The organism is Sphingobium lignivorans, from assembly GCF_014203955.1.
In the GTDB taxonomy this organism is placed as follows: domain Bacteria; phylum Pseudomonadota; class Alphaproteobacteria; order Sphingomonadales; family Sphingomonadaceae; genus Sphingobium; species Sphingobium lignivorans.
Map to the genome: position 1 here is coordinate 3640355 of NZ_JACHKA010000001.1, position 20915 is coordinate 3661269.

Sequence of the window (20915 nt, forward strand, 5' to 3'; positions counted from 1 at the left end):
ACGGCGCCGCGCCAATCCTGGTGACTGGCGCGGCTGGCTTCATCGGCCATGCAACGGCTCATCGCCTGCTCGCCCGGGGCGAGCAGGTAATCGGCCTCGACAATTTCAACGATTATTACGACCCGGCGCTCAAACGGGCGCGCGCCGCCACGTTCCAGTCCTGCCCGGGGTTCCGGATGATCGAAGCGGACATCGCCGACCCCGGCGCGGTGGCCGCGATCATGCGCGAGCATGGGATCGTGCGGGTCGTGCATCTCGCGGCGCAGGCAGGTGTGCGCTACAGCCTGGACCATCCCTTCTCCTACGAGCGCTCCAACCTGGCCGGACATCTGGCGGTGCTGGAAGCCTGCCGCCATGCCCCGGACTTCGCGCATCTCGTCTATGCCTCGTCCAGCTCGGTTTATGGCAGCCGCACCTTCTCGGGTGCCGGCTTCCGCGAGGACGATGCCGTCGACAAGCCCGCTTCGCTCTATGCGGCGACCAAGCGCGCCTGCGAGCTGATGAGCGAAAGCTATGCCAGCCTCTACGGCTTCCCGCAGACCGGCCTGCGCTTCTTCACCGTCTATGGCCCATGGGGCCGGCCGGACATGGCCTATTTCAGCTTCACGCGCCGGATCCTCGCGGGGGAGCCAATCGAGGTCTATGGCGAGGGCGCCATGGCGCGCGACTTCACTTATGTCGACGACATTGTCGACGGCCTGGTCGGCGCGCTCGATCATCCGCCCCCGGCGAACGAGAACCGCATTCTGAACATTGGCGACAACAAGCCCGTGGGCCTCATGGACATGATCGAGATCCTCGAGACCGTCCTTGGCCGCCGCGCCGAAAAGCTGATGCGCCCCATGCAGCCGGGCGACGTGCCCGCCACCTGGGCGGACATCAGCAAGCTGCGGGATCTGACCGGTTATCAGCCCAAAGTGATGCTCGCCGAAGGTTTGCACCGCTTTGCCGCCTGGTATCGAGATTTCTACATGGTTGTCGGATAGCGCACGCTCATCGTTCGAATGATTCCACAATTGGGGGGTAACAGGTTGAAAATCCGCAAAGCCGTTTTTCCCGTCGCCGGTCTCGGCACCCGTTTTCTTCCTGCAACCAAGGCTGTCCCCAAGGAAATGCTGCCGGTCGTCGACCGGCCGCTGATCCAGTATGCGGTGGACGAAGCGCTGGAAGCGGGCATCGAGACGATGATCTTCGTCACCGGGCGCAACAAGGGCGCGATCGAGGACCATTTCGACATTGCCTATGAGCTGGAGCGCACGCAGGCGGACCGGGGCAAGAGCGTGGACGCGCTCGCCGGCACGCGGCTGACGCCGGGCAACGCCATCTTCGTGCGCCAGCAGGAGCCGCGCGGCCTCGGCCATGCGATCTGGTGCGCGCGCGACATCGTGGGGGACGAGCCCTTCGCGATCATCCTGCCCGATGAGCTGCTGATCGGCCGCGAGAAGGGCTGCCTTGCCCAGATGGTCGCGCAATATGAGAAGGTCGGCGGCAACCTCGTGTGCGCGCTGGAAGTGCCGATGGAGGATACGCCCAGCTACGGCGTCATCGATCCGGGTGCCCGCGACGGCGTGCTGACCGAAGTGAAGGGCCTCGTCGAGAAGCCCAGCCTCGGCACCGCGCCTTCCAACCTCATGCTGCCGGGCCGCTACATCCTGCAGCCCGAAGTGATGACACTGCTCGCCACGCAGGAAGCCGGCGCGGGCGGCGAAGTGCAGCTCACCGATTCGATGGCGAAGCTGATCGGCCAGCAGCCCTTCCACGGGGTGACGTTCGACGGCGAGCGTTTCGACTGCGGCTCCAAGCTCGGCTTCGCGCAGGCGAACTTCGCGCTCGCCTGCCGGGATGGCGCCATGGGCAAGGACCTGCAATCCTGGGCGAAGACGCTGCTGGCGTCATGAGATGAGCCAGGGTGGCGCCGCCCCGGGGTCGCCCTTCGCCCTTTGTCTCGGCGCCGGGCCCATGATAGAGCCGCACGGTCGATCCGTGGTGGGGCAATGAACGGACATGCACGCTTGAAGCCGGATATCTCCGTCATCATCGTCAATTACCGCACAGCCGATCTCGCGATCGCCGCCGTCGAGAGCGTGCTGGCGCGCGCACATGGCGGACGATCCGTGGACGTGCACCTGATCGACAATGGCTCGGCCGGCGACGATGGCGAGACACTGCGGGCGGCGCATGAGGCGAAGCAGTGGGACGGCCGGGTGACGCTTCATCTGGAAAGCGAGAATCACGGCTTCGGGCGCGGCAACAACGTGGTGCTGGAAGCCCTTGCGCGGCGGCCGGACCCGCCATCCTATGTCTTCCTGCTCAACCCCGATGCGCGGCTCGACAATGAAGCGATCGACATTCTCGCGACATTTCTAGACGATACCCCCTCGGCAGCGGCGGCGGGCGCGTCCGTCGTGCGGCCGGACGGCGAACGGGTGACGGCGGCGTTTCGGTTTCCCGGTGCCGCCAGCGAGTTCGCCACGGCCTGCGGGCTGGGCTTCGTCTCCCGCCTGCTGCGCGATTCGCACGTGGCTATGCCGGCCGACCTGAGCCGACAGCCGGTCGACTGGGTGACCGGCGCCGGTTTCATGATGCGGTTCGATGCGCTGCGGCAGGTCGGCTTCTTCGATCCCGACTTCTTCCTCTATTTCGAGGAGACCGAGCTGCTCTGGCGGCTGCGGAAGACCGGGCACGCGATCTGGTATGTGCCGGAAGCGCGCGTGGTGCATGTCGCCGGGGCCGCGACCGGGATGAAGGGCGGGCGCGTGCAGGATCGGCCGCAGCCCGGCTACTGGTACGACAGCTGGCGGCTTTATCATGTAAAAACCCGTGGCCGGACCGGCGCGCGCCTCGTGGCGCTGGCACGGCTCGGCGGTGCGCTGGTGAACGTCCTGCAGAATGGCCTGCGCGGGCGGGGCGCCACGCTGCCGGCCCGTTTCTTCCCCGATTTCGGACGCTTCGTCCTCACCCCGCTTTTCCTGGGGGATCCGTTGCTGGCGCGGCCGGACGGGAAGACCGTGCGAGCCCCGCGATGAGCGGCCCGGCGGAACTTCATCCCGCGCCCAAAGGCAATGCAAAGCCCAAGGCGCCGCCGCTGCCCGACGGCGCGGTGAACGCCAATCCTCAGGGCATCGGCTTCTGGAAGCTGGTCGCCGAGGATTTCGCCACGCATGATCGCGACTGGTTCAGCCAGGGCTTCTGGACGCTGTTCTGGCACCGCTTCGGCAACTGGCGCATGAGCGTTCGCCCGAAGATCCTGCGCGTGCCCTTCACCATCGTCTATCGCATCATGTTCAAGATGAGCGAGTGGGTCTGCGGCATCAAGCTCTCCTACAACGTGCCCGTGGGCCGGCGGCTGCGCATCGACCATTTCGGCGGCATCATCATCGGCGCGCGTTCGATCGGTTCGGATGTCTGTATCCGCCAGAACACCACGATCGGCATCGCGGACCCCTCGGACAAGAACGCCAAGCCGATCATCTGCGACGGCGTCCAGATCGGCGCCGGGGCCGTGATCCTGGGGAATATCACCATCGGCGCCAATGCCGTGGTCGGCGCGAATGCCGTGGTGACGAAGGACGTGCCGCCCGGTGCCGTGGTAGGCGGCGTTCCGGCGCGGATCATCCGGCTCCGCGAGCCCGGCTAACCGCAGCGGGCGCTTGGGCGCTCCCCTGCCCTTTTTGCGCCATCGCACCGTCCGATCGCCGTCATCATCCTTGTGCCGACGGGCCCTGACCGGCCCTTCTTCACACGGCCGGCCTCCCGCATGTCTCCCAACGAAGAAGGGACGGCCTCATGGAGACCGCCCCTCTTCAATTCACTGGCAGCAAGGCCGCGAGCCTCAATGCTCCTTGTTCGCCCAGATGTTCTGGTAGGACATATAAGCAAGGACAGTCGCGAAGATCAGGAAGATCACCACCGCGATGCCGGTGCTCTTGCGCGCTTCCATCTTGGGCTCAGCGGCCCACATCAGGAATGCCGAGACGTCCTTCGCCATCTGGTCGACCGTCGGGCGGGGCTGGCCCTCGCCATAGGTCACCTGCCCCTCGGCCGTCAGCGGCGGCGCCATGGCGAGGTTGAGGTTGGCGAAATAGGGATTGTAGTGCAGCCCCTCGCCGGTCTTGGAGTCGGGGAACTTCCGCAGAAGCTCGGCCGGCTGCGCCTGATAGCCCGTCAGCAGCGAATAGACATAGTTCGCGCCGTCGTGGCGAGCCTTGGCGATCAGCGAGAGATCCGGCGGGATCGCATTGTTGTTCGCCGCGCGGGCCGCCACTTCATTGGGATAGACCAGCGGGAACTTGTCCGCGGGCATGCCCTCGCGAGTCGCGGCTTCGCCGGTGTTGGGGTCGATCGAGGGCACCTGACGGGCCTTGGCGATCGCCTTGATCTCCGCCTCGTTGTAGCCGAGGTCGCTCAGGCTGCGGAACGCGACCTGATGGAGCGAATGGCAAGCCGAGCAGACTTCCGTATAGACCTGGAAGCCGCGCTGGAGCTGCGCACGGTCATAATGACCGAACGGACCCGTGAAGCTGAACCCGGCCTTGCGCGGATGCTCGTGGAATTCCGTCTCCGCCGTGGGCTCTGGCGGCGCGCTGACGAAGGCCACTGCACCCCAGAGGAAGCTGAGGAGCAGCATGCCCGAGAAGAACAGGCCCACAAGGGCGCCAAGAAAACGAACCATGGACGTCTACCCCCTTGTTAGGCCACGCCGGTGGGCTGCGTGTCGCTGCCCATGCCCGGGAGCGCCTCACGCTCGCCCTTGAACTTGCTCTTCGCCAGCACTGCCTCGGTGATCGAGCCCGGAAGCGGCAGAGGCCGCTCGATGGACGCGATGATCGGCAGAATGATGAGGAAATGCGCGAAATAATAAGCCGATGCGATCTGGCTGATCATCACATAAGGCTCCGCGGCCGGCGCACCGCCGCAATAGCCCAGCACCACCACATCAACCAGGAGTAGCCACCAGAACTTCTTGAACAGCGGACGATAGTTGCCCGAGCGGACCGGCGACGTGTCGATCCAGGGCAGGAAGAAGAGCAGCAGGATGGATGCGAACATCGCCAGCACGCCGAGCAGCTTCGCGGGGATCAGCACCAGGCCCGTGAAGGGAATGGTGAGGTCCATCGTGAAGGCGCGCAGGATCGCGTAGAACGGCCAGAAATACCATTCGGGCACGATATGCGCCGGCGTCGACATGGGGTTGGCCGGAATATAATTGTCCGGGTGGCCCAGCGCGTTCGGCGCGAAGAACAGCAGCAGCGCGAACAGGATGAGGAACACACCTGCCCCGAAGCCGTCCTTGGCCGTGTAATAAGGATGGAACGGCACCGTATCCTGCGGCCCCTTCACTTCCACGCCCGTCGGATTGGACGAACCGGGAATGTGCAGCGACCAGATGTGCAGGATGATGACGCCCGCGATCACGAACGGCAGCAGATAGTGCAGCGAGAAGAAGCGGTTGAGCGTGGCATTGCCAGGCGCGAAACCGCCCAGCAGCCAGGTCTGCACCGGCTCGCCGACGACCGGGATCGCGGCGAACAGGCCGGTGATGACCTGGGCGCCCCAGAAGCTCATCTGCCCCCAGGGAAGCACATAGCCCATGAAGGCGGTGGCCATCATCAGCAGGAAGATGACGACGCCGAGCAGCCACACCATCTCGCGCGGCGCCTTGTAGGAGCCGTAATAAAGGCCGCGGAAGATGTGGAGATAGACGACGATGAAGAAGAAGCTCGCGCCGTTGGCATGCGCGTAACGCAGCAGCCAGCCCGAGTTCACATCGCGCATGATATGCTCGACCGAGTCGAAGGCGACACCCGCATTCGACGCATAATGCATCGCGAGGATGATGCCGGTGACGAGCTGGATGGTCAGCGCGAGGCCCGCCAGGACGCCGAAATTCCAGAAATAGTTGAGGTTGCGCGGCACGGGATAGCCGCTGCCAACCGCGTTGTAGACGAGGCGCGGAAGGGGCAGACGCTCGTCCACCCACTTCATCACCGGATGCTTCGGCGTGTAATGCTCAGCCCAGGGAAAGCTCATTATCTTTTTCCTCAGCCTACGAGAATGGCGGTGTCGGAGGTGAACTGATAGGTCGGCACCAGCAGGTTCAGGGGCGCAGGACCCTTCCGGATGCGGGCCGCCGTATCATAATGCGAACCGTGGCAGGGGCAGAAATAACCGCCGAACTCGCCGCGATTCTCGCCTTCGCCGGCCCCGAGCGGCACGCAGCCCAGATGGGTGCACACGCCCATGGTGACGAGCCACTGCTTCTTGCCGTCGACAGTGCGCTCTTCCAGCGTCTGCGGATCACGCAGCGAGCTGGGGTCCACAGCGTCGGCCTCGGCGATTTCCTTCGCGGTCAGATGCCGCACGAACAGCGGCTGCGAGCGGAACACGGCCTTGATCGCCTGCCCTTCCGCGATGGCCGAGAGATCGACTTCCGTCGTCGCCTGAGCCAGCACGTCCGCGCTGGGGTTCATCTGGTTGATGAGCGGCGCAAGCACGGCGAGACCGCCGACGCCCGCGAAGCTGACCGCTGCGATATTGATGAAGTCGCGACGCCGGACGCCCTCGCCTTCACTCACGACAGCTTCCGTCCCTTGCACTTCAGTGGCCATGTAACGTCATTGCCTCCCTTTGCCCGGCCGCCGGCACGAATGCGACGGCGGGCCTCAATCGCGGATGCGGCCGCCGCTCCGCCATTCTCCCCGACACGGCCGCCTGAGCCTGTGGAGGCCGGAAGGCTGCTGGTCACGGGCATGATGCGACGCGCCGCGCGCCCGGTTTCCCGGCCGCGTCCGGGCGCCTGATAGCGCCGTTGATCGCGATTTGCCAACCTTCATTTTGTGCGGGCGCACAGCTTTTTTGACCGGTTGGTGACAGGCGGGACAGGATTGTGGCCCGCGACCCGCAGCGGCTAGAAGCCCCGCATGCGCATCGCTCTCTACCAGCCGGACATCGCGGGGAATGTCGGCACCATCCTGCGGCTCGCGGCGTGCTGGCAAGTGCCGGTGGACATCGTGCTGCCATGCGGCTTCCCCGCCTCGGACGCGCAGCTGCGCCGGGCCGCAATGGATTATGGCGGCGCGGTCGACGTCACGCGCCATGCCGACTTCGCCGCCTTCGCCGCCAGCCGGCTGGGTCCGGGCACCCGGCTCGTCGCCCTCACCAGCCTGGGTGCGGTCCGGCTGCCGGACGCCCGATTCGAGCCGCCCGACATCCTCCTCCTCGGCCGGGAGAGCGCCGGCCTGCCGCCGGACCTGCATGCGCGCGCGGACCTGCGCGTGCGCATTCCCATGGCGCCGGGCTTTCGCTCCTTGAATCTCGCCGTCGCAACGGGCATCGCGCTCGGCGAGGCGATGAGGCAGACCGGCCTCTATCCAGATTGACCGCCCCGGGGCACCCCGAGTGGGCAGCGGACCAAGGAAGACCATGCTCGATACGGAACAACAGGCCGCGCGCGACTGGTTCGAGGCCTTGCGCACACGCATATGCGCGGAATTCGAGGCCATCGAGCGCGAAGCGGGAAGCGATGCCGCCTTCAACTATCTCTCCTGGTGGCGGGAGGCGGACGGACAGCCGGCCGGCCCCATCGAGGAAGGCGGCGCGGGCGGCGGCGTGCGCGGCGTGATGAAAGGCAAGGTGTTCGAGAAGGTCGGCGTCAACGTCTCGACCGTGGGCGGCGCCTTCTCGCCCGAATTCGCCCGAACCATCCACGGCGCCGGGGACGAAGCGCCCGGCTTCTTCGCCACCGGGATCAGCCTCGTCGCGCACATGGCCAATCCCCATGTGCCCGCCGTCCACATGAACACGCGCATGCTGGTCACCACCAAGCGCTGGTTCGGCGGCGGCGCGGACCTCAATCCGCCCATCCCTTATGCCGAGGATACTGCCGATTTCCACGCGGCCTTCCGCGCGGCCTGCGAGGCGCACGAGGCGGGCGACTATCCGCGCTTCAGCAAATGGGCGGAGGATTATTTCTACATTCCCCACCGCCAGGTGCATCGCGGCGTGGGCGGCATCTTCTACGATCATCTCGAAGGCGAATTCGACGCGACCTTCGCTTTCACCCGCGCCGTGGGCGAAGCGTTTCTCGATGTGTTCCCCCGGATCGTCCGGCGGCGCATGAACATGCCCTGGACCCCGGAGGAAGAAGCGCACCTGCTCGAGTGGCGCGGACGCTATGTCGAATTCAACCTCGTCCATGACCGCGGCACGCTGTTCGGCCTGAAGACCGGCGGCAATATCGATGCCATCCTGATGAGCCTGCCGCCCCGTGTCACCTGGGCGTGAGCGCCTTCGCCTGATTCAGCAAAGAAGAGGCGCCGATCAGGACCAGGATCGCGCGGCCGGCGCGGCAGCAGCGCGATAGAGCGCCGCCGTCACCAGCACGATGATCAGCGAGAGCACGGTCTCGAGCAGCGAACCCACCAGCGTCATGGCGAAATCGGCGGCGTCCCGCGGCAGCAGCAGCTCCGCAATCACCCCGGTGACCGATGTCGCGACCAGGCTGATGACCAGCATGACGCAGAAGATGAGCGCCAGCAGCGCGAAGATGCGCCAGCCATTGCCCCGCGTGAGCTGCGCGCTGCGCTGCAGGATGAGAAGCGGATTGGTCAGCCGCTCGGCCGCCGCGACGGGTGCGATCAGCGCCAGACGGCCGATCAGGTAGAAACCGGGCAGCATGAACAGGAACAGACCCGCCGAGACGCCAAGCCCCTGCATGATCCGTGCGAGGAAGAAGCCGGGCAGCAGCAGCAGCGCAGCCTGGAGCGATTCGCGCACCGTCAGGCGCTCGGCGCGCAGCAACAGCGATTGCAGCGCCAGCATGCCGAAGGACGTGACGGCACTGTAGACCAGCATCACCGGCCAGTTGAGCGTCGCATATTCGGCGAGCCGCAGCATCAGCTCCGGCCCGGTCGGCTCGGCGCCCGCCGGCGCGGCGGGGAGGACCATGAACTGCTCCGCCACGAGGCTGGGCAGCAGCAGGAACATGCCGGCGATGGCCGTCAGCAGGTCCCGATTGGCATTGCCCATGGCCCTGGCATCCGCCCAGACGAGATTGAGATCGATCTTGTTCAACGATGTTCGCTCCTGCTGGGCGCTCGATAGGCAAATTCCCGGGCCAGTGCCAGAGGCGGCGCGGCGCTTGCGAAAATTCGCCGCGCGCCCCATCTGCCAGAGCGATGTCCCTTTCCCCTTCCCTGTCTGCCAGTCTCGCGGCCGCCACAGACCCGGCAGCCGCGATCGACTGGCGCGTCGAGCCGGGCTTCCTCGATTATGAGGCGGGCCTCGCCGACATGGAGGCGCGCGCTGCGGCCATTGCGCAAGGCGCCGCGCCCGAGCGTATCTGGCTGGTCGAGCACCCACCGCTCTACACCGCCGGCACCAGCGCGCAGGCAAGCGATCTCCTGGCGCCGCGCTTTCCGGTGCACGTCACCGGGCGGGGCGGCCAATATACCTATCACGGGCCGGGGCAGCGGGTCGTCTATCTCAATCTCGACCTGGCGCGGCGCGGGCGCGACGTGCGGCGCTTCGTCCAGGGGCTGGAACAATGGATGATCGTCGCGCTCGGCGACCTGGGCGTTGAGGCGTGGACGGCGGACGGGCGGGTCGGCGTCTGGACGAGGGGGCCGGACGGCACCGAAGCGAAGATCGGCGCGATCGGCGTGCGGCTGCGCAAATGGGTAACGCTGCATGGACTCGCCATCAATGTCGCGCCCGATCTGGCGCATTATGACGGCATCGTCCCCTGCGGCATCCGCGCCTTCGGCGTCACCAGCCTGCAGGACCTCGGCCTTTCCGCCGACATGGCCCGGCTCGATGCCGCGCTGGCGGCACACCTGCCGGCCATGCTGTTCGCCATCGGGACGGTTCCGCCGGAGGATTCATCACACCCTTGAGGGTCCGGCCTCGCGAAACTAAGGTCCGCGTTTCGCGGTCGCCGCTCGGGTCTCATCAATAATGGCAAATGGCCGCCCCGACAGGAGAAGAACAGAAATGGATCGGACGCACCTTTCCGCCGGACGCCTCGCCTGCATCGCTTCCCTCTGCCTTCTCGCCGCGGCCTGCGGCGGCGGAAGCGACACGACCGGCAACACCGTCGAGATGCGCGACATGGAAGTCGTCGACGGCACGGTCAACGACTCGATGACCGATCTCGACGCGGTGAAGGCCGATGGAGTCGGCGCCGTCGACAATGCCGGCAATGTCAGCCAGACCAACGTGCCCCGCGAACAGGGCGAGGACGACGACACGGAAACCGTGGCTTCGGAATAGACCGCCCGGCCGGGGACCGGGTGCGGTCATGAAACGGCCGACGCCCGGAAGCGCGGGCCCTGGCGCTGCCGCCCTGCCCTATTTCAGGCCCAGCAGCTTGTGCGTCTGGAGCGAGAGACGCCAGCGGCTGTCGGCCATGACCAGTGCGATGGCGGCGGCCCGGTTGGCGGCATTGACCTCCTCCGCGCCGCTATCCATCGGCTGCACCAGATGCTGCCCGAAATCCCACTCGAGGAGCGCGACGGGGTCGATGCCGTCCTGGGGCCACACCAGCTTGAGCTCGTCGCCCGTGCGCTGCACGACCGTGCTGCCGCCCTTCGGACTGATGCACAGCCAGTCGATGCCGGGCGTCGCGGGGAGCGTGCCGTTGCTTTCGACCGCGATCTCGAAGCCGCGCGCATGGAGGGCATCGACCAGCGGCGCATCGAGCTGGAGCATCGGCTCCCCCCCGGTCACGACGAGAAAGCGCGCGCCATGCTCCGCGCCCCAGAGCGCGGCGGCGGCATCGGCCAGCGCGTCAGCCGAGGCGAAGCGGCCGCCATTCTCTCCATCGGTGCCGACGAAATCCGTATCGCAGAAACGGCAGACCGCGTCCGCCCGGTCCGCTTCCCGGCCGGACCAGAGATTGCAGCCGGCAAAGCGCAGGAACACGGCGCGGCGCCCTGCCTGCATGCCTTCGCCCTGCAGGGTCAGGAACATCTCCTTGACCGCATAGCTCATGGCGCGCCTCAGGGTCGCGTCGCGTAACGGGTGGGATCGGGCAGGCCAGCCTCGTCGAAGCCTTTCGCCCGCAGCCGGCAGCTGTCGCACAGGCCGCAATGCAGCCCCTCGGGCGTGGGATCATAGCAGGACCAGCTCATGCCCGCGTCGAGCCCCAGCCGGGCGGCTTCCTTCGCAATGTCCGCCTTGGTGAGATGCTGCAGGGGCGCCTCGATCCGCACGCCGCCCCCTTCCACGCCCTGCTTCGTTGCCAGCGCCGCCATGTGCTCGAACGCCGCGATGAACTCCGGCCGGCAATCGGGATATCCCGAATAATCGAGTGCGTTGACGCCGATATAGATGTGCTGCGCGCCGACCACTTCGGCGAGGCCCAGCGTGAGCGAGAGGAAGATGGTGTTGCGCGCGGGAACATAAGTGACGGGAATGCCGGGCTCCACGCCGCCTTTGGGAACCGCGATGTCCGCCGTCAGCGCCGATCCCCCGAACAGCGAGAGATCGAGCGGCAGCACGATGTGCCGCTCCGCGCCGACTGCCTGCGCGACGCGCTTCGCCGCCTCCAGCTCGATGCGGTGCCGCTGGTTATAGTCGATGGTCAAGGCCGCCAGCCGGAATCCCGCTTCACGCGCGAGCCCGGCAGCGACCATGGAATCCAGCCCGCCCGAGATCAGGGCGACGGCGATCGGTGTCTGTGAAGCCATGGTCTCGCGCTAGCGCAAATCGGTGGTGGATGAAATGGCCCGGGCGGCTCTCTCGCTGCCCGGGAGCGGATCTAACGTGCCAGCGCGGTCGACCGGCAGGCGCCGATCCGCCGGCCCTCGATCGTGAGCGCGAAGGGCGATCCGCCCGAAACGCCCTGCGAATCGATCTGCACCAGCCGCGAGGTCTCCACACGCAGCGTCGTGCGGCCCTGCCCGGACCGCCCGCAATCATAAGAAATGGCGATCTGCTGCGCGCTGTTCTCCAGGATGAAGCGCTTGCACTGGAGGCCGGAGTGATTCGGCTGGAGCAGCTGGCCGGGATCGCCGAGGCAGACGCGCTTCGTGGCGGTTCCGTCCTGGCGCTCGCGCAGTTCCCATTCGCCGCGCTCGAGTGAGGCGAGCGCGTCCATCCTTCCCGGCTGCGCCGAGAGGGCAAGCGGCCAGCCGATCAGCAGGCCCGCCAGAGGCAATGATATTCGCGTCCGCATCCGGTGTTTCGTCCACCTGTTCGGGAGCGGCGGCATCTTCGCGCCGTCACTCACCCCATTTCCCTCGCTTGCAATGTAATCCGGAATTACGGCGAAAAAAGAGCACGGCCCGTCGTGCCGTGCAAAAGCGGCACCCGTGACAGCAATTGTCACGTCTCGATCAGCGTCTGTCGGGAAATTCCGCGAGCGTGACTTCGAACACACGAGCGCAGAACGCGCAATCGACGCCGATGATACCGCGCTCGTCGGCCATCTCGGCCCGCTCCGGCGCCCCGAATCGACCGAGGACGGACCGGATATGATCGAGATCGCACCGGCACCCCTTGCTGATGGCCACGGGATCGAAGGCGCGCACTTCCTCTTCCTCGTGGAACAGGCGCCAGGCGATGTCGGAAAGCGGCAGTGCCGGATCGGTCAGTTCGGCATCGGACAGGCTCCGGCCGAGAATCATCACATGCTCCCAGTCCGGATGATCGTGCCGCACATGCAGCCGCTCGCGGCCCACCTCGCCTGCCGGGAGATGCTGCAGCAGCATGCCGGCACCGATGCAACCCTCGCCGGGATCATGTCGCACGGCGATGTGGACGATGCTCGGGATCTGCTCCGACTGGGCGAAATAATGCTCGGCCGCCGCGCCAAGACCCGTGCCTTCCAGCGGCACGATGCCCTGATAGCGCTCGCCGGTCACCGCCTGATCGAAGGTGATGGCCAGATAGCCCTTGCCGAACAGGCCGAAAAGCGTCGGGCTCTCCCCCAGCTCCGCCAGCCGGTCGGCATCGAACTGGGCATAGCCGCGCACGGCCCCGCCCTGATAATCGGCGACGAGCAGCGAGACGACGCCATGCTCGGTCTGCGCCTGCAGGGTGAGCTGGCCCACCTCGTCCTTCAGAAGCGCGCCAAGCAGGCTGGCGAGCACCAGCGCCTCGGCCACGAGCTTCTCGATGACCGGCGGATATTGGTGAGCGGAGAGCACGTCGTCCAGCGCCGCGCCAAGCCGCACCAGCCGCCCGCGCGCATTGCGCGACGGAATGGTGAAGCCGAGCGCCTCATCGCAGAAGGACCGGACGGAAGGGGAAGAAGAGTCGGACACGGGGCCTAGATAGGAGCGGCAGAGCGGAATGTCTAAGGGTGCGCGCGCCGTAACCGCCGGAAGCGGGAGACGGCGCGCGACATACGCCGGTTCAGCCGAGCTGCCCGAAGCACCAGCGCAGGACGGACTTCTGCGCATGCAGGCGATTTTCCGCTTCGTCCCAGATCAGCGACTGCGGCCCGTCGATCACTTCGGCCGTCACTTCCTCCCCGCGATGCGCGGGCAGGCAGTGCAGGAACCGGGCATCCGGCCGGGCGCGGGCCATGAGCGCGGGCGTCACCTGATAAGGCATCATGGCCTTCAGCTTCACGTCGCCGGCGGCCTGGCCCATGGAAATCCATGTATCCGTGACCACGACGTCCGCGCCCGTCACCGCCTCGGCCGCATCGCGCGTCAGCGTGATGTTCGCGCCCAGCGCCTGCGCGGCCTGCGCGAAGCGGGGATCGGGATCATAGCCCTGCGGCACGCCCACGCGCACGTCGAAGCGGAAGAGGCCCGCCGCCTCGATGATCGAATGCAGCACATTGTTGCCGTCGCCCAGCCAGGCCCACTGGCTGCCGGGCAGCGCGAGGCCATGCTCGGCGACGGTCAGCAGGTCCGCCACGATCTGGCAGGGATGCGACAGATCGGTGAGGCCATTGATGACCGGCACGTCGGCATGATGCGCCATTTCATCGATCTTGGCATGATCGTCGGTGCGGATCATGATCGCATCGACCATGCGCGAGAGCACGCGCGCCGTATCGGCGATCGTCTCGCCGCGCCCGAGCTGGGTCGTGCCGCTGTCCAGGATGAGCGACGTGCCGCCGAGCTGGCGGATCGCCATGTCGAAGCTGACGCGGGTGCGCGTCGAGTTCTTCTCGAAGATCATCGCCAGCGTGCGCCCGGCAAGCGGTGCATCGGCATCCGCCGCGCCCCGGGGCAGCCCGGCCGCCGTCCGCGCGGCCTTGCGATCCATGGCGTCGCTCAGCATCGCCGCGATCGCATCGCCCCCGGCGTCCGAGAGATTGAGGAAATGCCGGGTCATGACGCGGGAGGCTCGGGCAGCCGGTAGCTCGCCGCGCCGGCGGAGAGCTTCTCGATCGCTTCGCTGATGTGGCTATCCTCGATGACCAGCGGGGGCAGAACGCGGAACACATTCTCGCCCGCCGCGACGGTCAGCAACCCGTGATTGTCCCGCAGATGCGCGACGAAATCCCGCGCCACCGCCGGCTCCTTCATCTTGATGCCGAGCATCAGCCCCTTGCCCCGGATCTCCTCGAAGAGATCATCGTGATTGGGGATGAGCTGCTCGAAGGCCTGGCGCAGCCGCTCGCCCATCTGCGCGACGCGGTCGAAGAAGCCGGGCTCCAGCATCACGTCCAGCACCGCCATGCCCGCGGCCATGGCAAGCGGATTGCCGCCATAAGTGGAGCCATGCGTGCCGAACACCATGCCCTTCGCCGCCTCTTCGGTCGCGAGGCAGGCGCCAAGCGGGAAGCCGCCGCCAATGCCCTTGGCGACTGCCATAATGTCCGGGATGATGCCGTAATGCTCATGGGCGAAGAACTTGCCCGTGCGCCCATAGCCGCACTGCACTTCGTCCAGGATCAGCAGGAGCCCGTGCTCATCGGCCGCCCGGCGCAGGCCGGTGATGAAGTCCGGCGTGCCCGCCGTCATGCCGCCTTCGCCCTGCACCGTCTCCACGAGGAAGCCGGCCGTCTCGTCGTCGATCTTCGCCAGCGCGCCTTCGAGATCATTGAAGGCCACATAGTCGAAGCCGGGCAGCAGCGGTTCGAAGCCGTCGCGCATCTTGGGCTGGTCCGTCGCGCTGATCGCGCCGAGCGTGCGCCCGTGGAACGCGTTCTTGAACGTGATGAGCTTGTGCCGCTGCGGATTGCCATTCGCATAATGGTAGCGCCGCGCCGTCTTGATCGCGCATTCCACCGCTTCCGCGCCGCTATTCGTGAAGAACACGGTATCGGCAAAGCTGTTGTCGACGATGCGCTTCGCCAGCGCCTCGCCCTGCGGCGAACCGTAGAGATTGGAGACGTGCATCAGCGTCGCCGCCTGCTCCGCGATCGCCTTCACCAGATGGGGATGGCCATGGCCGAGCGCGTTCACCGCGATGCCCGCCGCGAAGTCCAGATAGCGCTCGCCGCGCTCGCCGATGAGATAGCAGCCCTCGCCTCGCACCGGACGCACCTCACACCGGGGATAAACGGGCATGAGCGGGGTGATCGACATAGGACTGCTCCTTCCTCGCACGGTTTCAGAAACGGAAAAAGGCGGCCCGTGCGAGGCCGCCATCAACTGGACGCTCCTGATAGCCGCGCGGGGGCGGTTAATCAATGCATCGCGCCGCCTCGCTCAGGACGCGCCCTTATATTCGATGAGGCTCGATGCACGGCCGCTGCGCCGCTTGCGGTGGAAGCGCACAAGCCCGCCGAATTGCGCCATTTTTCCGGCCATGATCCAGAAGGCATAAGCCAGCGCGAAACGCGGCGAGGCCCCGCCGCGCCACCGGGCAAAGGCAATGCGCGCCACCTGCAGGGGATAAAGCAGCGCGAGGAGAATCGCCCCCAGCCCCGCCGCGCGCGAGGGAAACAACAGGCCGACCAGCGCCAGCAGGATCACGAGCGCCGGCACCGTGCCGCCCCAGATGACGATGCTCTCGCGCTGCCGGCTCCAGAGCGGATCGGCCTTGTCGCCATGCCGGGCGACATGCTCGGCAAAGGCATGGCCTGAGCGCCGCGCGCGCAGCCACCACTGGCGCGCCTTGTGAATGTCCGCGTCGTGCAGCGTCATCTCCGCGTCGATCCGCCGGATCGTCCATCCCTTCTGGCGCAGGCGCAGGCAAAGGTCGGGCTCTTCCCCGGCAATGAGATCGTCACTGTAGCCATTCGCGTCGCGCAACGCCGTGACGCGGAAGAGCACGTCCCCGCCACAGGCATTCACCAGGCCGATGGGGACATTCCATTCATCGTCGCACAAGGCATTGTAGATGCTGGCCCCGGGAAAGCGCTCGCGGCGCCGCCCGAACACCGCGCACAGGCCCGGCTCGGCATCGAGCGTCGATTCCGCCCGGGCAAGCCAGCCTGGCGCGAGCTCGCAATCGCCATCCACGAACTGCACATAGTCGAGCGCGGGATGCGTCTCGACCAGCCGCCGCCAGCCCGCATTGCGCGCCCGCGCGGCCGTGAAGCCGCCCTCGGTGGGGAGAAGTTCGACCGCCATGCCGAGCCCCCGCGCGAAATCGACGCTGCCGTCCGTCGACCCCGAATCGACATAGACGACCGGGCAGCCGGCCGGCACTGCGCGCAGGCATCGCTTGAGCCGCTCGCCTTCATTGCGGCCAATGGCGACGAGGCCGATCCTCGACATGATAGTCCCTATCCCCGCTTCCCGAGACGGCGCCGCTGAACGTGGCCGGGCAAGGGCGCCCGACAATCGCGACCTTGAAGCAGGGGATCAGGGCTGTTGCAAGTGTGCAACCGCACGCGTGGTCGGCTGATGCAGGTGAGCGACAGCGCGCGAGACCGACTGCATGAGCTCCCAGCGCTTGGGAATGGGTGCGCTGGTCTCGCCGATCATCACCGCGATCGCATAAGCCGTGCCGTCCGGCGCGGTCATGATGCCGACATCATTGTAGCCGGTCGAGCGCGGGGAGAGGTCCTGCCCGGTGCCGGTCTTGTGCGCATAGCTCCAGCCGGCGGGAACACCGGCCTTGACGCGCTGGGGCCCGGTCTTGGCGTCGGTCATGATCGCCAGCAATTCCCGCGTGGAATGCGGCGAGAGCATCTCGCCCTTGCGCAGCTTGCCGAGCGCGCGGGCGATGCCGACCGGGCTCGCGCCATCGGGCGGATTGGAGAGATAGGCATCGAGTGCCTTTTCCCGCGCGGAGCGGGGCAGATTCGCGCGCGCCGTGTAGAAGCGGCGGCCCTGCGACATGTCCTGCGTCCAGGTCAGGCCGGCGGTCTGGCTCTGCAGCAGACGCTCGCCCGGGCCGAAGCGGATGCTGTCCGGACCGAAGAAGCGCCGCGCGAGATAGCCCCGAACCGCCTCGGGCCCGCCGACCGTGCGCAGGATCGAATCATTGGCGGTATTGTCGCTCTGCTGCATCGCGCGGTCGAGCAGGTTGCGCAGGGTCGTGGTGTAGCCCTGCTCGCCTTTCACCATCGCGGCAATGGGCTGGTGAAAAAGCGTAAGGTCGCTTTGCCTGATCGTCACGGCGCGATCGAGCGAGAGCTTGCCGCGGTCCACCGCGTCCATCAGCGTCATCGCGACCCACAGCTTGGAGACGCTCTGCTGGGGAAACAGCAGATCGCCATTGTGATCCACGGTCCAGCCCGTTTCGACATTGTGGACGGCGATGCCGACCTTGCCCGGGAATTGCCGGCCCAGCTCGCGGATGGTGGCGACCAGGGCCGGCGAAGGAGCGGCGCGGACGGTCGCGACAGGGCTGGGCAAGGGCTGGGGCGGCGGCAGCGGAACGCTGAGGCTCGCAGAGGCAGGTGCACGGGCGGCGGCGGCGGGCGGCACGGCGGCAATGCGCTGGGATTGCGGAATGGCCGTACATGCCCCCGCCAGTCCCATCAACAGCAACCCTGTTACGAGCGGTGCTCGCCTGCGCCCCAAACTCACCCGACTTTCCTTCACAATCATGCACCTAGTCTCGCATGACAGACTTAACAGGGTGCCAATGCACACAAGACACTTGCGGTGCAACGACTCCAAAACACGACGACCCGACTCCCTAACCGGAACCAGTCCGCCCTCAGTGTGTTGGCTGGCGCCGTCCACAAAATTATGGCGCCATTTGATCGGAATCAAAGCATTTTTGCCTCCTCCGCCTATTCAGAGGGGGACGCGATGATCCGCAGTCGTCGTGTCGGAGACGGTTCCACCGTTTTCCCTCCTAGTCACACCTCAAGGGGCGCGGGGTTCATCCCGGCGCCCCCTTTTTTTTGGTGATCGCGGGCCGGGCGGCATGGCGCGCTCCGGCCGTGCGGCGCTTGTCAGGGCACCAGCACGGTATCGGCGGCGACCGGCGCCGCTTCGGGATAATCCAGCGTGTAGTGGAGGCCGCGGCTTTCCTTGCGACGCAGGGCGCAGCGGATGATGAGCCGTGCCACCTCGAGCAGATTGCGCAGCTCGATGAGATCCGCCGTCACGCGGAAATTGCCGTAATATTCGCCCACTTCCTGTGCGAGCAGATCGGCGCGATGCTGCGCGCGCTCCAGCCGCTTGGTGGTGCGCACGATGCCGACATAGTCCCACATGAACCGGCGGATTTCCTTCCAGTTGTGCGTGACCACGACTTCCTCGTCGCTGTCCGTCACCCGGCTTTCGTCCCAGGCGCGGATAGCGGGCGGCGGCGCGAGATCGGCCCAGTTGGCGCGAATGTGGTTCGCAGTCGCCTCGCCGAACACGAAGCATTCGAGCAGCGAATTAGAGGCGAGGCGATTGGCGCCGTGCAGGCCGCTCTGGGTGACTTCGCCCGCGGCATAGAGGCCGGGCAGATCGGTGCGGCCGTGCAGATCGATCATCACGCCGCCGCAGGTATAATGCTGGGCGGGCACCACCGGGATCGGCTCCTTCGTGATGTCGATGTCGAGATCCAGCAGCCGCGCGTAGATGGTCGGGAAATGCTCGCGGATGAACTCGGGCGGCTTGTGGCTGATGTCGAGATGGACATAATCGAGCCCGAGCCTCTTGATCTCATGGTCGATCGCGCGGGCCACCACATCGCGGGGCGCCAGTTCGCCGCGCTTGTCGAACCGGTCCATGAAGCGCTTGCCGCCGCCGGGCACGCCGGGCGGGAGCTTGAGCTTGCCGCCCTCGCCCCGCATTGCCTCGGTGATGAGGAAGTTCTTGACCTCCAGATTGTAGAGGCAGGTCGGGTGGAACTGCATCATCTCCATGTTGGAGACGCGGCAGCCCGCGCGCCACGCCATGGCGATGCCGTCCCCCGTTGCGCCGCGCGGCGCGGTGGAGAAGAGATAGGTCCGCCCTGCCCCGCCGCTCGCCAGCACGGTGGCCCGCGCGACGAAGGCATCGACGCGCCGGGTCTTCTGGTTGAGGGCATAGACGCCCCAGACATGGCCATCGCCCGAATATTTCTCGCCATGGCGGGACGTGATGAGGTCGATGGCGACCATGTCCTCCATCAGCGTGATATTGGGATTGGCGCGCGCCGCGGCGAGCAGCGCGATCTGGACGGCGGCGCCCGTCGCATCGTCCACATGCACGATGCGCCGATGCGAATGGCCGCCCTCGCGGGTCAGGTGCCAGCGCTCGCCAAAGCTTTCCCCCGCGTTGAACGGCACGCCCAGCGCCGCCAGCCGCTCGATCGCCGCCGGCGCCTCCGACACCACGAATTCCACCGTCTCGCGATTGTTGAGGCCGGCACCCGCGACCATCGTATCCTCGACATGGTTGGCGAAGCTGTCGCCCGCATCCAGCACCGCCGCGATGCCGCCCTGCGCCCAGTTGGTCGATCCGCTGTCCAGCGATCCCTTGGCGAGCACCAGCACCTTGCGGTCCTGCGCGAGATTGATCGCGGCGGTCAGACCGGCAGCGCCGGACCCGATGATGACGACGTCATGTGTGGTGATGGTCATGCGCTCTTCTTCTCTCCTCGCCCATGCCCGGGGGCGTCAGCAACCGATGCGCGTGACGCCCCTCAGGCCGCGGCCCGCGTCAGGCTGAGGAACACGTCCTCCAGATCGGGATCATGCGTGCTGACGTCCACGATGGCGAAGCCCTGCCCCTGCACCAGCCCGAGCACTTCGCCCGCCGTGGCGCGGTTCTTGAGATAAGTGATCGTCAGGCTGCGCGGCCCGCTGCGCTCGATCTTCTCGAAATGATCGTGATTGGGCAGATCCGCGTCCAGATCCCGGTCGACCGTCACCTCGACGACCTTCTCCTGCGCCATGTTGACCAGCTCGCGCGTCGGCTTGTCGGCAATGAGGCGGCCGTTATTGATAATGGCGATGCGGTCACACAGCTCCTCGGCCTCTTCCAGATAATGGGTAGTGAGGACGATGGTGACGCCGCGCTCGTTGAGCGAGCGGACATAGGACCAGAGCTGCTGGCGCAGCTCGATGTCCACGCCGGCCGTCGGCTCGTCCAGCACGAGGATGGGCGGGGAATGCACCATGGCCTTGGCGACCATCAGCCGCCTCTTCATGCCGCCCGACAGCGTGCGCGAATAAGCGCGGGCCTTGTCTTCCAGATGCACGGCGCGCAGCAACTCCATCGAGCGCCGCTCCGCCTTGGGCACGCCGTAATAGCCGGCCTGGATGTCCAGCGTCTCGATGGGCGTGAAGAAGGGATCGAACATGATCTCCTGATTGACGATGCCGATCGAGTTCTTCGCGTTGCGCAGCTGCTCGTCGATGTCGAAGCCCCAGATGCGGGCCGTGCCGCCCGTCTTGTTCACCAGCCCCGCGAGGATGTTGATGAGCGTCGACTTGCCGGCGCCATTGGGACCGAGCAGGCCGAAGATGCTGCCGCGCTGCACGGAGAGCGTCACGCCATCGAGGGCGCGCTTGCCGCCCTTGTAGGTCTTGCTGAGGTCGATGATCTCGATGGCTGCCTGCGTCATGCCGCGATCCCTAGAACAATAGGTGGCGAAAGAAAACGGGCAGCGACACGGACGCCACCGCG

General features: G+C 66.6%; 22 protein-coding genes. 8 read left to right on the top strand and 14 right to left on the bottom strand.

The features are described 5' to 3' along the window. Positions 1-20: 20 nt before the first annotated feature. From HNP60_RS16910 to HNP60_RS16925, 4 genes are all read left to right on the top strand, one after another. The gene (locus tag HNP60_RS16910) at positions 21-986 is read left to right on the top strand and encodes an NAD-dependent epimerase/dehydratase family protein (protein WP_420825231.1); all 966 of its coding nucleotides are present in this window, start codon (positions 21-23) and stop codon (positions 984-986) included. 18 nt (positions 987-1004) lie between these two features. Beyond that, positions 1005-1898 (top strand): UTP--glucose-1-phosphate uridylyltransferase, encoded by an 894-nt coding sequence (locus tag HNP60_RS16915; RefSeq protein ID WP_184156009.1) that lies wholly within the window; start codon positions 1005-1007, stop codon positions 1896-1898. 96 nt (positions 1899-1994) lie between these two features. Next, complete coding sequence (locus HNP60_RS16920; RefSeq protein ID WP_184156010.1) at positions 1995-3026, top strand: glycosyltransferase family 2 protein; 1032 nt, start codon at positions 1995-1997, stop codon at positions 3024-3026. Then, on the top strand, positions 3023-3637 hold the full coding sequence (locus tag HNP60_RS16925; RefSeq protein ID WP_184156011.1) for a serine O-acetyltransferase: 615 nt from the start codon (positions 3023-3025) through the stop codon (positions 3635-3637). The genes HNP60_RS16920 and HNP60_RS16925 overlap by 4 nt, the downstream gene beginning before the upstream one ends. 195 nt (positions 3638-3832) lie before the next feature. Here HNP60_RS16925 and HNP60_RS16930 read toward each other — a convergent pair whose 3' ends face one another. The 3 genes from HNP60_RS16930 to petA are packed head-to-tail and all read right to left on the bottom strand — an operon-like array spanning position 3833 to position 6608. Continuing rightward, positions 3833-4672 carry a cytochrome c1 gene (locus tag HNP60_RS16930; RefSeq protein ID WP_184156012.1) on the bottom strand — a complete coding sequence of 280 codons (840 nt, stop codon included), beginning with the start codon at positions 4670-4672 and terminating at the stop codon, positions 3833-3835. Positions 4673-4689: 17 nt separating this feature from the next. Next, positions 4690-6030, bottom strand: a complete 1341-nt coding sequence (locus tag HNP60_RS16935) for a cytochrome b (RefSeq protein ID WP_184156013.1) — start codon at positions 6028-6030, stop codon at positions 4690-4692. Between the two features lie 11 nt (positions 6031-6041). Next, a complete protein-coding gene (gene petA, locus HNP60_RS16940) occupies positions 6042-6608 on the bottom strand; it encodes a ubiquinol-cytochrome c reductase iron-sulfur subunit (RefSeq protein WP_014077742.1) in 567 nt (188 codons plus the stop codon). A 312-nt stretch (positions 6609-6920) separates the two neighbouring features. Between petA and HNP60_RS16945 the strand changes: the two genes are divergently transcribed. Together HNP60_RS16945 and hemF are read left to right on the top strand one after the other, a co-directional pair. Then, entirely contained in the window at positions 6921-7379 is a 459-nt protein-coding gene (locus HNP60_RS16945) for a tRNA (cytidine(34)-2'-O)-methyltransferase (protein WP_184052613.1), read from the top strand. 43 nt (positions 7380-7422) lie between these two features. Continuing rightward, positions 7423-8283 carry an oxygen-dependent coproporphyrinogen oxidase gene (gene hemF / locus HNP60_RS16950; RefSeq protein WP_184052611.1) on the top strand — a complete coding sequence of 287 codons (861 nt, stop codon included), beginning with the start codon at positions 7423-7425 and terminating at the stop codon, positions 8281-8283. A gap of 36 nt (positions 8284-8319) precedes the next feature. Here the strand turns inward: hemF and HNP60_RS16955 are convergent, their stop codons facing one another. Continuing rightward, positions 8320-9072, bottom strand: a complete 753-nt coding sequence (locus HNP60_RS16955) for a hypothetical protein (protein ID WP_041392161.1) — start codon at positions 9070-9072, stop codon at positions 8320-8322. Between the two features lie 104 nt (positions 9073-9176). Between HNP60_RS16955 and lipB the strand changes: the two genes are divergently transcribed. Beyond that, the gene (gene lipB / locus HNP60_RS16960) at positions 9177-9893 is read left to right on the top strand and encodes a lipoyl(octanoyl) transferase LipB (protein ID WP_184156014.1); all 717 of its coding nucleotides are present in this window, start codon (positions 9177-9179) and stop codon (positions 9891-9893) included. Positions 9894-9990: 97 nt separating this feature from the next. Beyond that, positions 9991-10269 carry a hypothetical protein gene (locus tag HNP60_RS16965; RefSeq protein WP_051003801.1) on the top strand — a complete coding sequence of 93 codons (279 nt, stop codon included), beginning with the start codon at positions 9991-9993 and terminating at the stop codon, positions 10267-10269. 78 nt (positions 10270-10347) lie between these two features. On the opposite strand, the gene queE is transcribed toward HNP60_RS16965, so the two are convergent. The 10 genes from queE to HNP60_RS17015 form a co-directional block, all read right to left on the bottom strand. Next, a complete protein-coding gene (queE, locus tag HNP60_RS16970; RefSeq protein WP_184156016.1) occupies positions 10348-10989 on the bottom strand; it encodes a 7-carboxy-7-deazaguanine synthase in 642 nt (213 codons plus the stop codon). Positions 10990-10997: 8 nt separating this feature from the next. Further along, the gene (queC, locus tag HNP60_RS16975) at positions 10998-11687 is read right to left on the bottom strand and encodes a 7-cyano-7-deazaguanine synthase QueC (protein ID WP_014077749.1); all 690 of its coding nucleotides are present in this window, start codon (positions 11685-11687) and stop codon (positions 10998-11000) included. A gap of 71 nt (positions 11688-11758) precedes the next feature. Beyond that, positions 11759-12175 carry a DUF3617 domain-containing protein gene (locus tag HNP60_RS16980; RefSeq protein WP_184156018.1) on the bottom strand — a complete coding sequence of 139 codons (417 nt, stop codon included), beginning with the start codon at positions 12173-12175 and terminating at the stop codon, positions 11759-11761. A 160-nt stretch (positions 12176-12335) separates the two neighbouring features. Further along, a complete protein-coding gene (hslO, locus tag HNP60_RS16985; protein WP_184156020.1) occupies positions 12336-13265 on the bottom strand; it encodes an Hsp33 family molecular chaperone HslO in 930 nt (309 codons plus the stop codon). Between the two features lie 91 nt (positions 13266-13356). Further along, the gene (gene argF / locus HNP60_RS16990) at positions 13357-14292 is read right to left on the bottom strand and encodes an ornithine carbamoyltransferase (protein WP_184156022.1); all 936 of its coding nucleotides are present in this window, start codon (positions 14290-14292) and stop codon (positions 13357-13359) included. After that, the gene (locus HNP60_RS16995) at positions 14289-15491 is read right to left on the bottom strand and encodes an aspartate aminotransferase family protein (RefSeq protein WP_184052597.1); all 1203 of its coding nucleotides are present in this window, start codon (positions 15489-15491) and stop codon (positions 14289-14291) included. Before HNP60_RS16995 ends, argF begins: the two co-directional genes overlap by 4 nt. A gap of 123 nt (positions 15492-15614) precedes the next feature. Continuing rightward, positions 15615-16628, bottom strand: coding sequence for a glycosyltransferase family 2 protein (locus HNP60_RS17000; protein WP_184156024.1), 1014 nt, complete (start codon positions 16626-16628; stop codon positions 15615-15617). Positions 16629-16715: 87 nt separating this feature from the next. Further along, the gene (gene bla / locus HNP60_RS17005) at positions 16716-17840 is read right to left on the bottom strand and encodes a class A beta-lactamase (protein WP_184156025.1); all 1125 of its coding nucleotides are present in this window, start codon (positions 17838-17840) and stop codon (positions 16716-16718) included. Positions 17841-18262: 422 nt separating this feature from the next. Then, a complete protein-coding gene (gene nadB, locus HNP60_RS17010) occupies positions 18263-19867 on the bottom strand; it encodes an L-aspartate oxidase (RefSeq protein ID WP_184156027.1) in 1605 nt (534 codons plus the stop codon). A gap of 62 nt (positions 19868-19929) precedes the next feature. After that, a complete protein-coding gene (locus HNP60_RS17015) occupies positions 19930-20853 on the bottom strand; it encodes an ABC transporter ATP-binding protein (protein WP_184156029.1) in 924 nt (307 codons plus the stop codon). Positions 20854-20915: the final 62 nt, after the last annotated feature.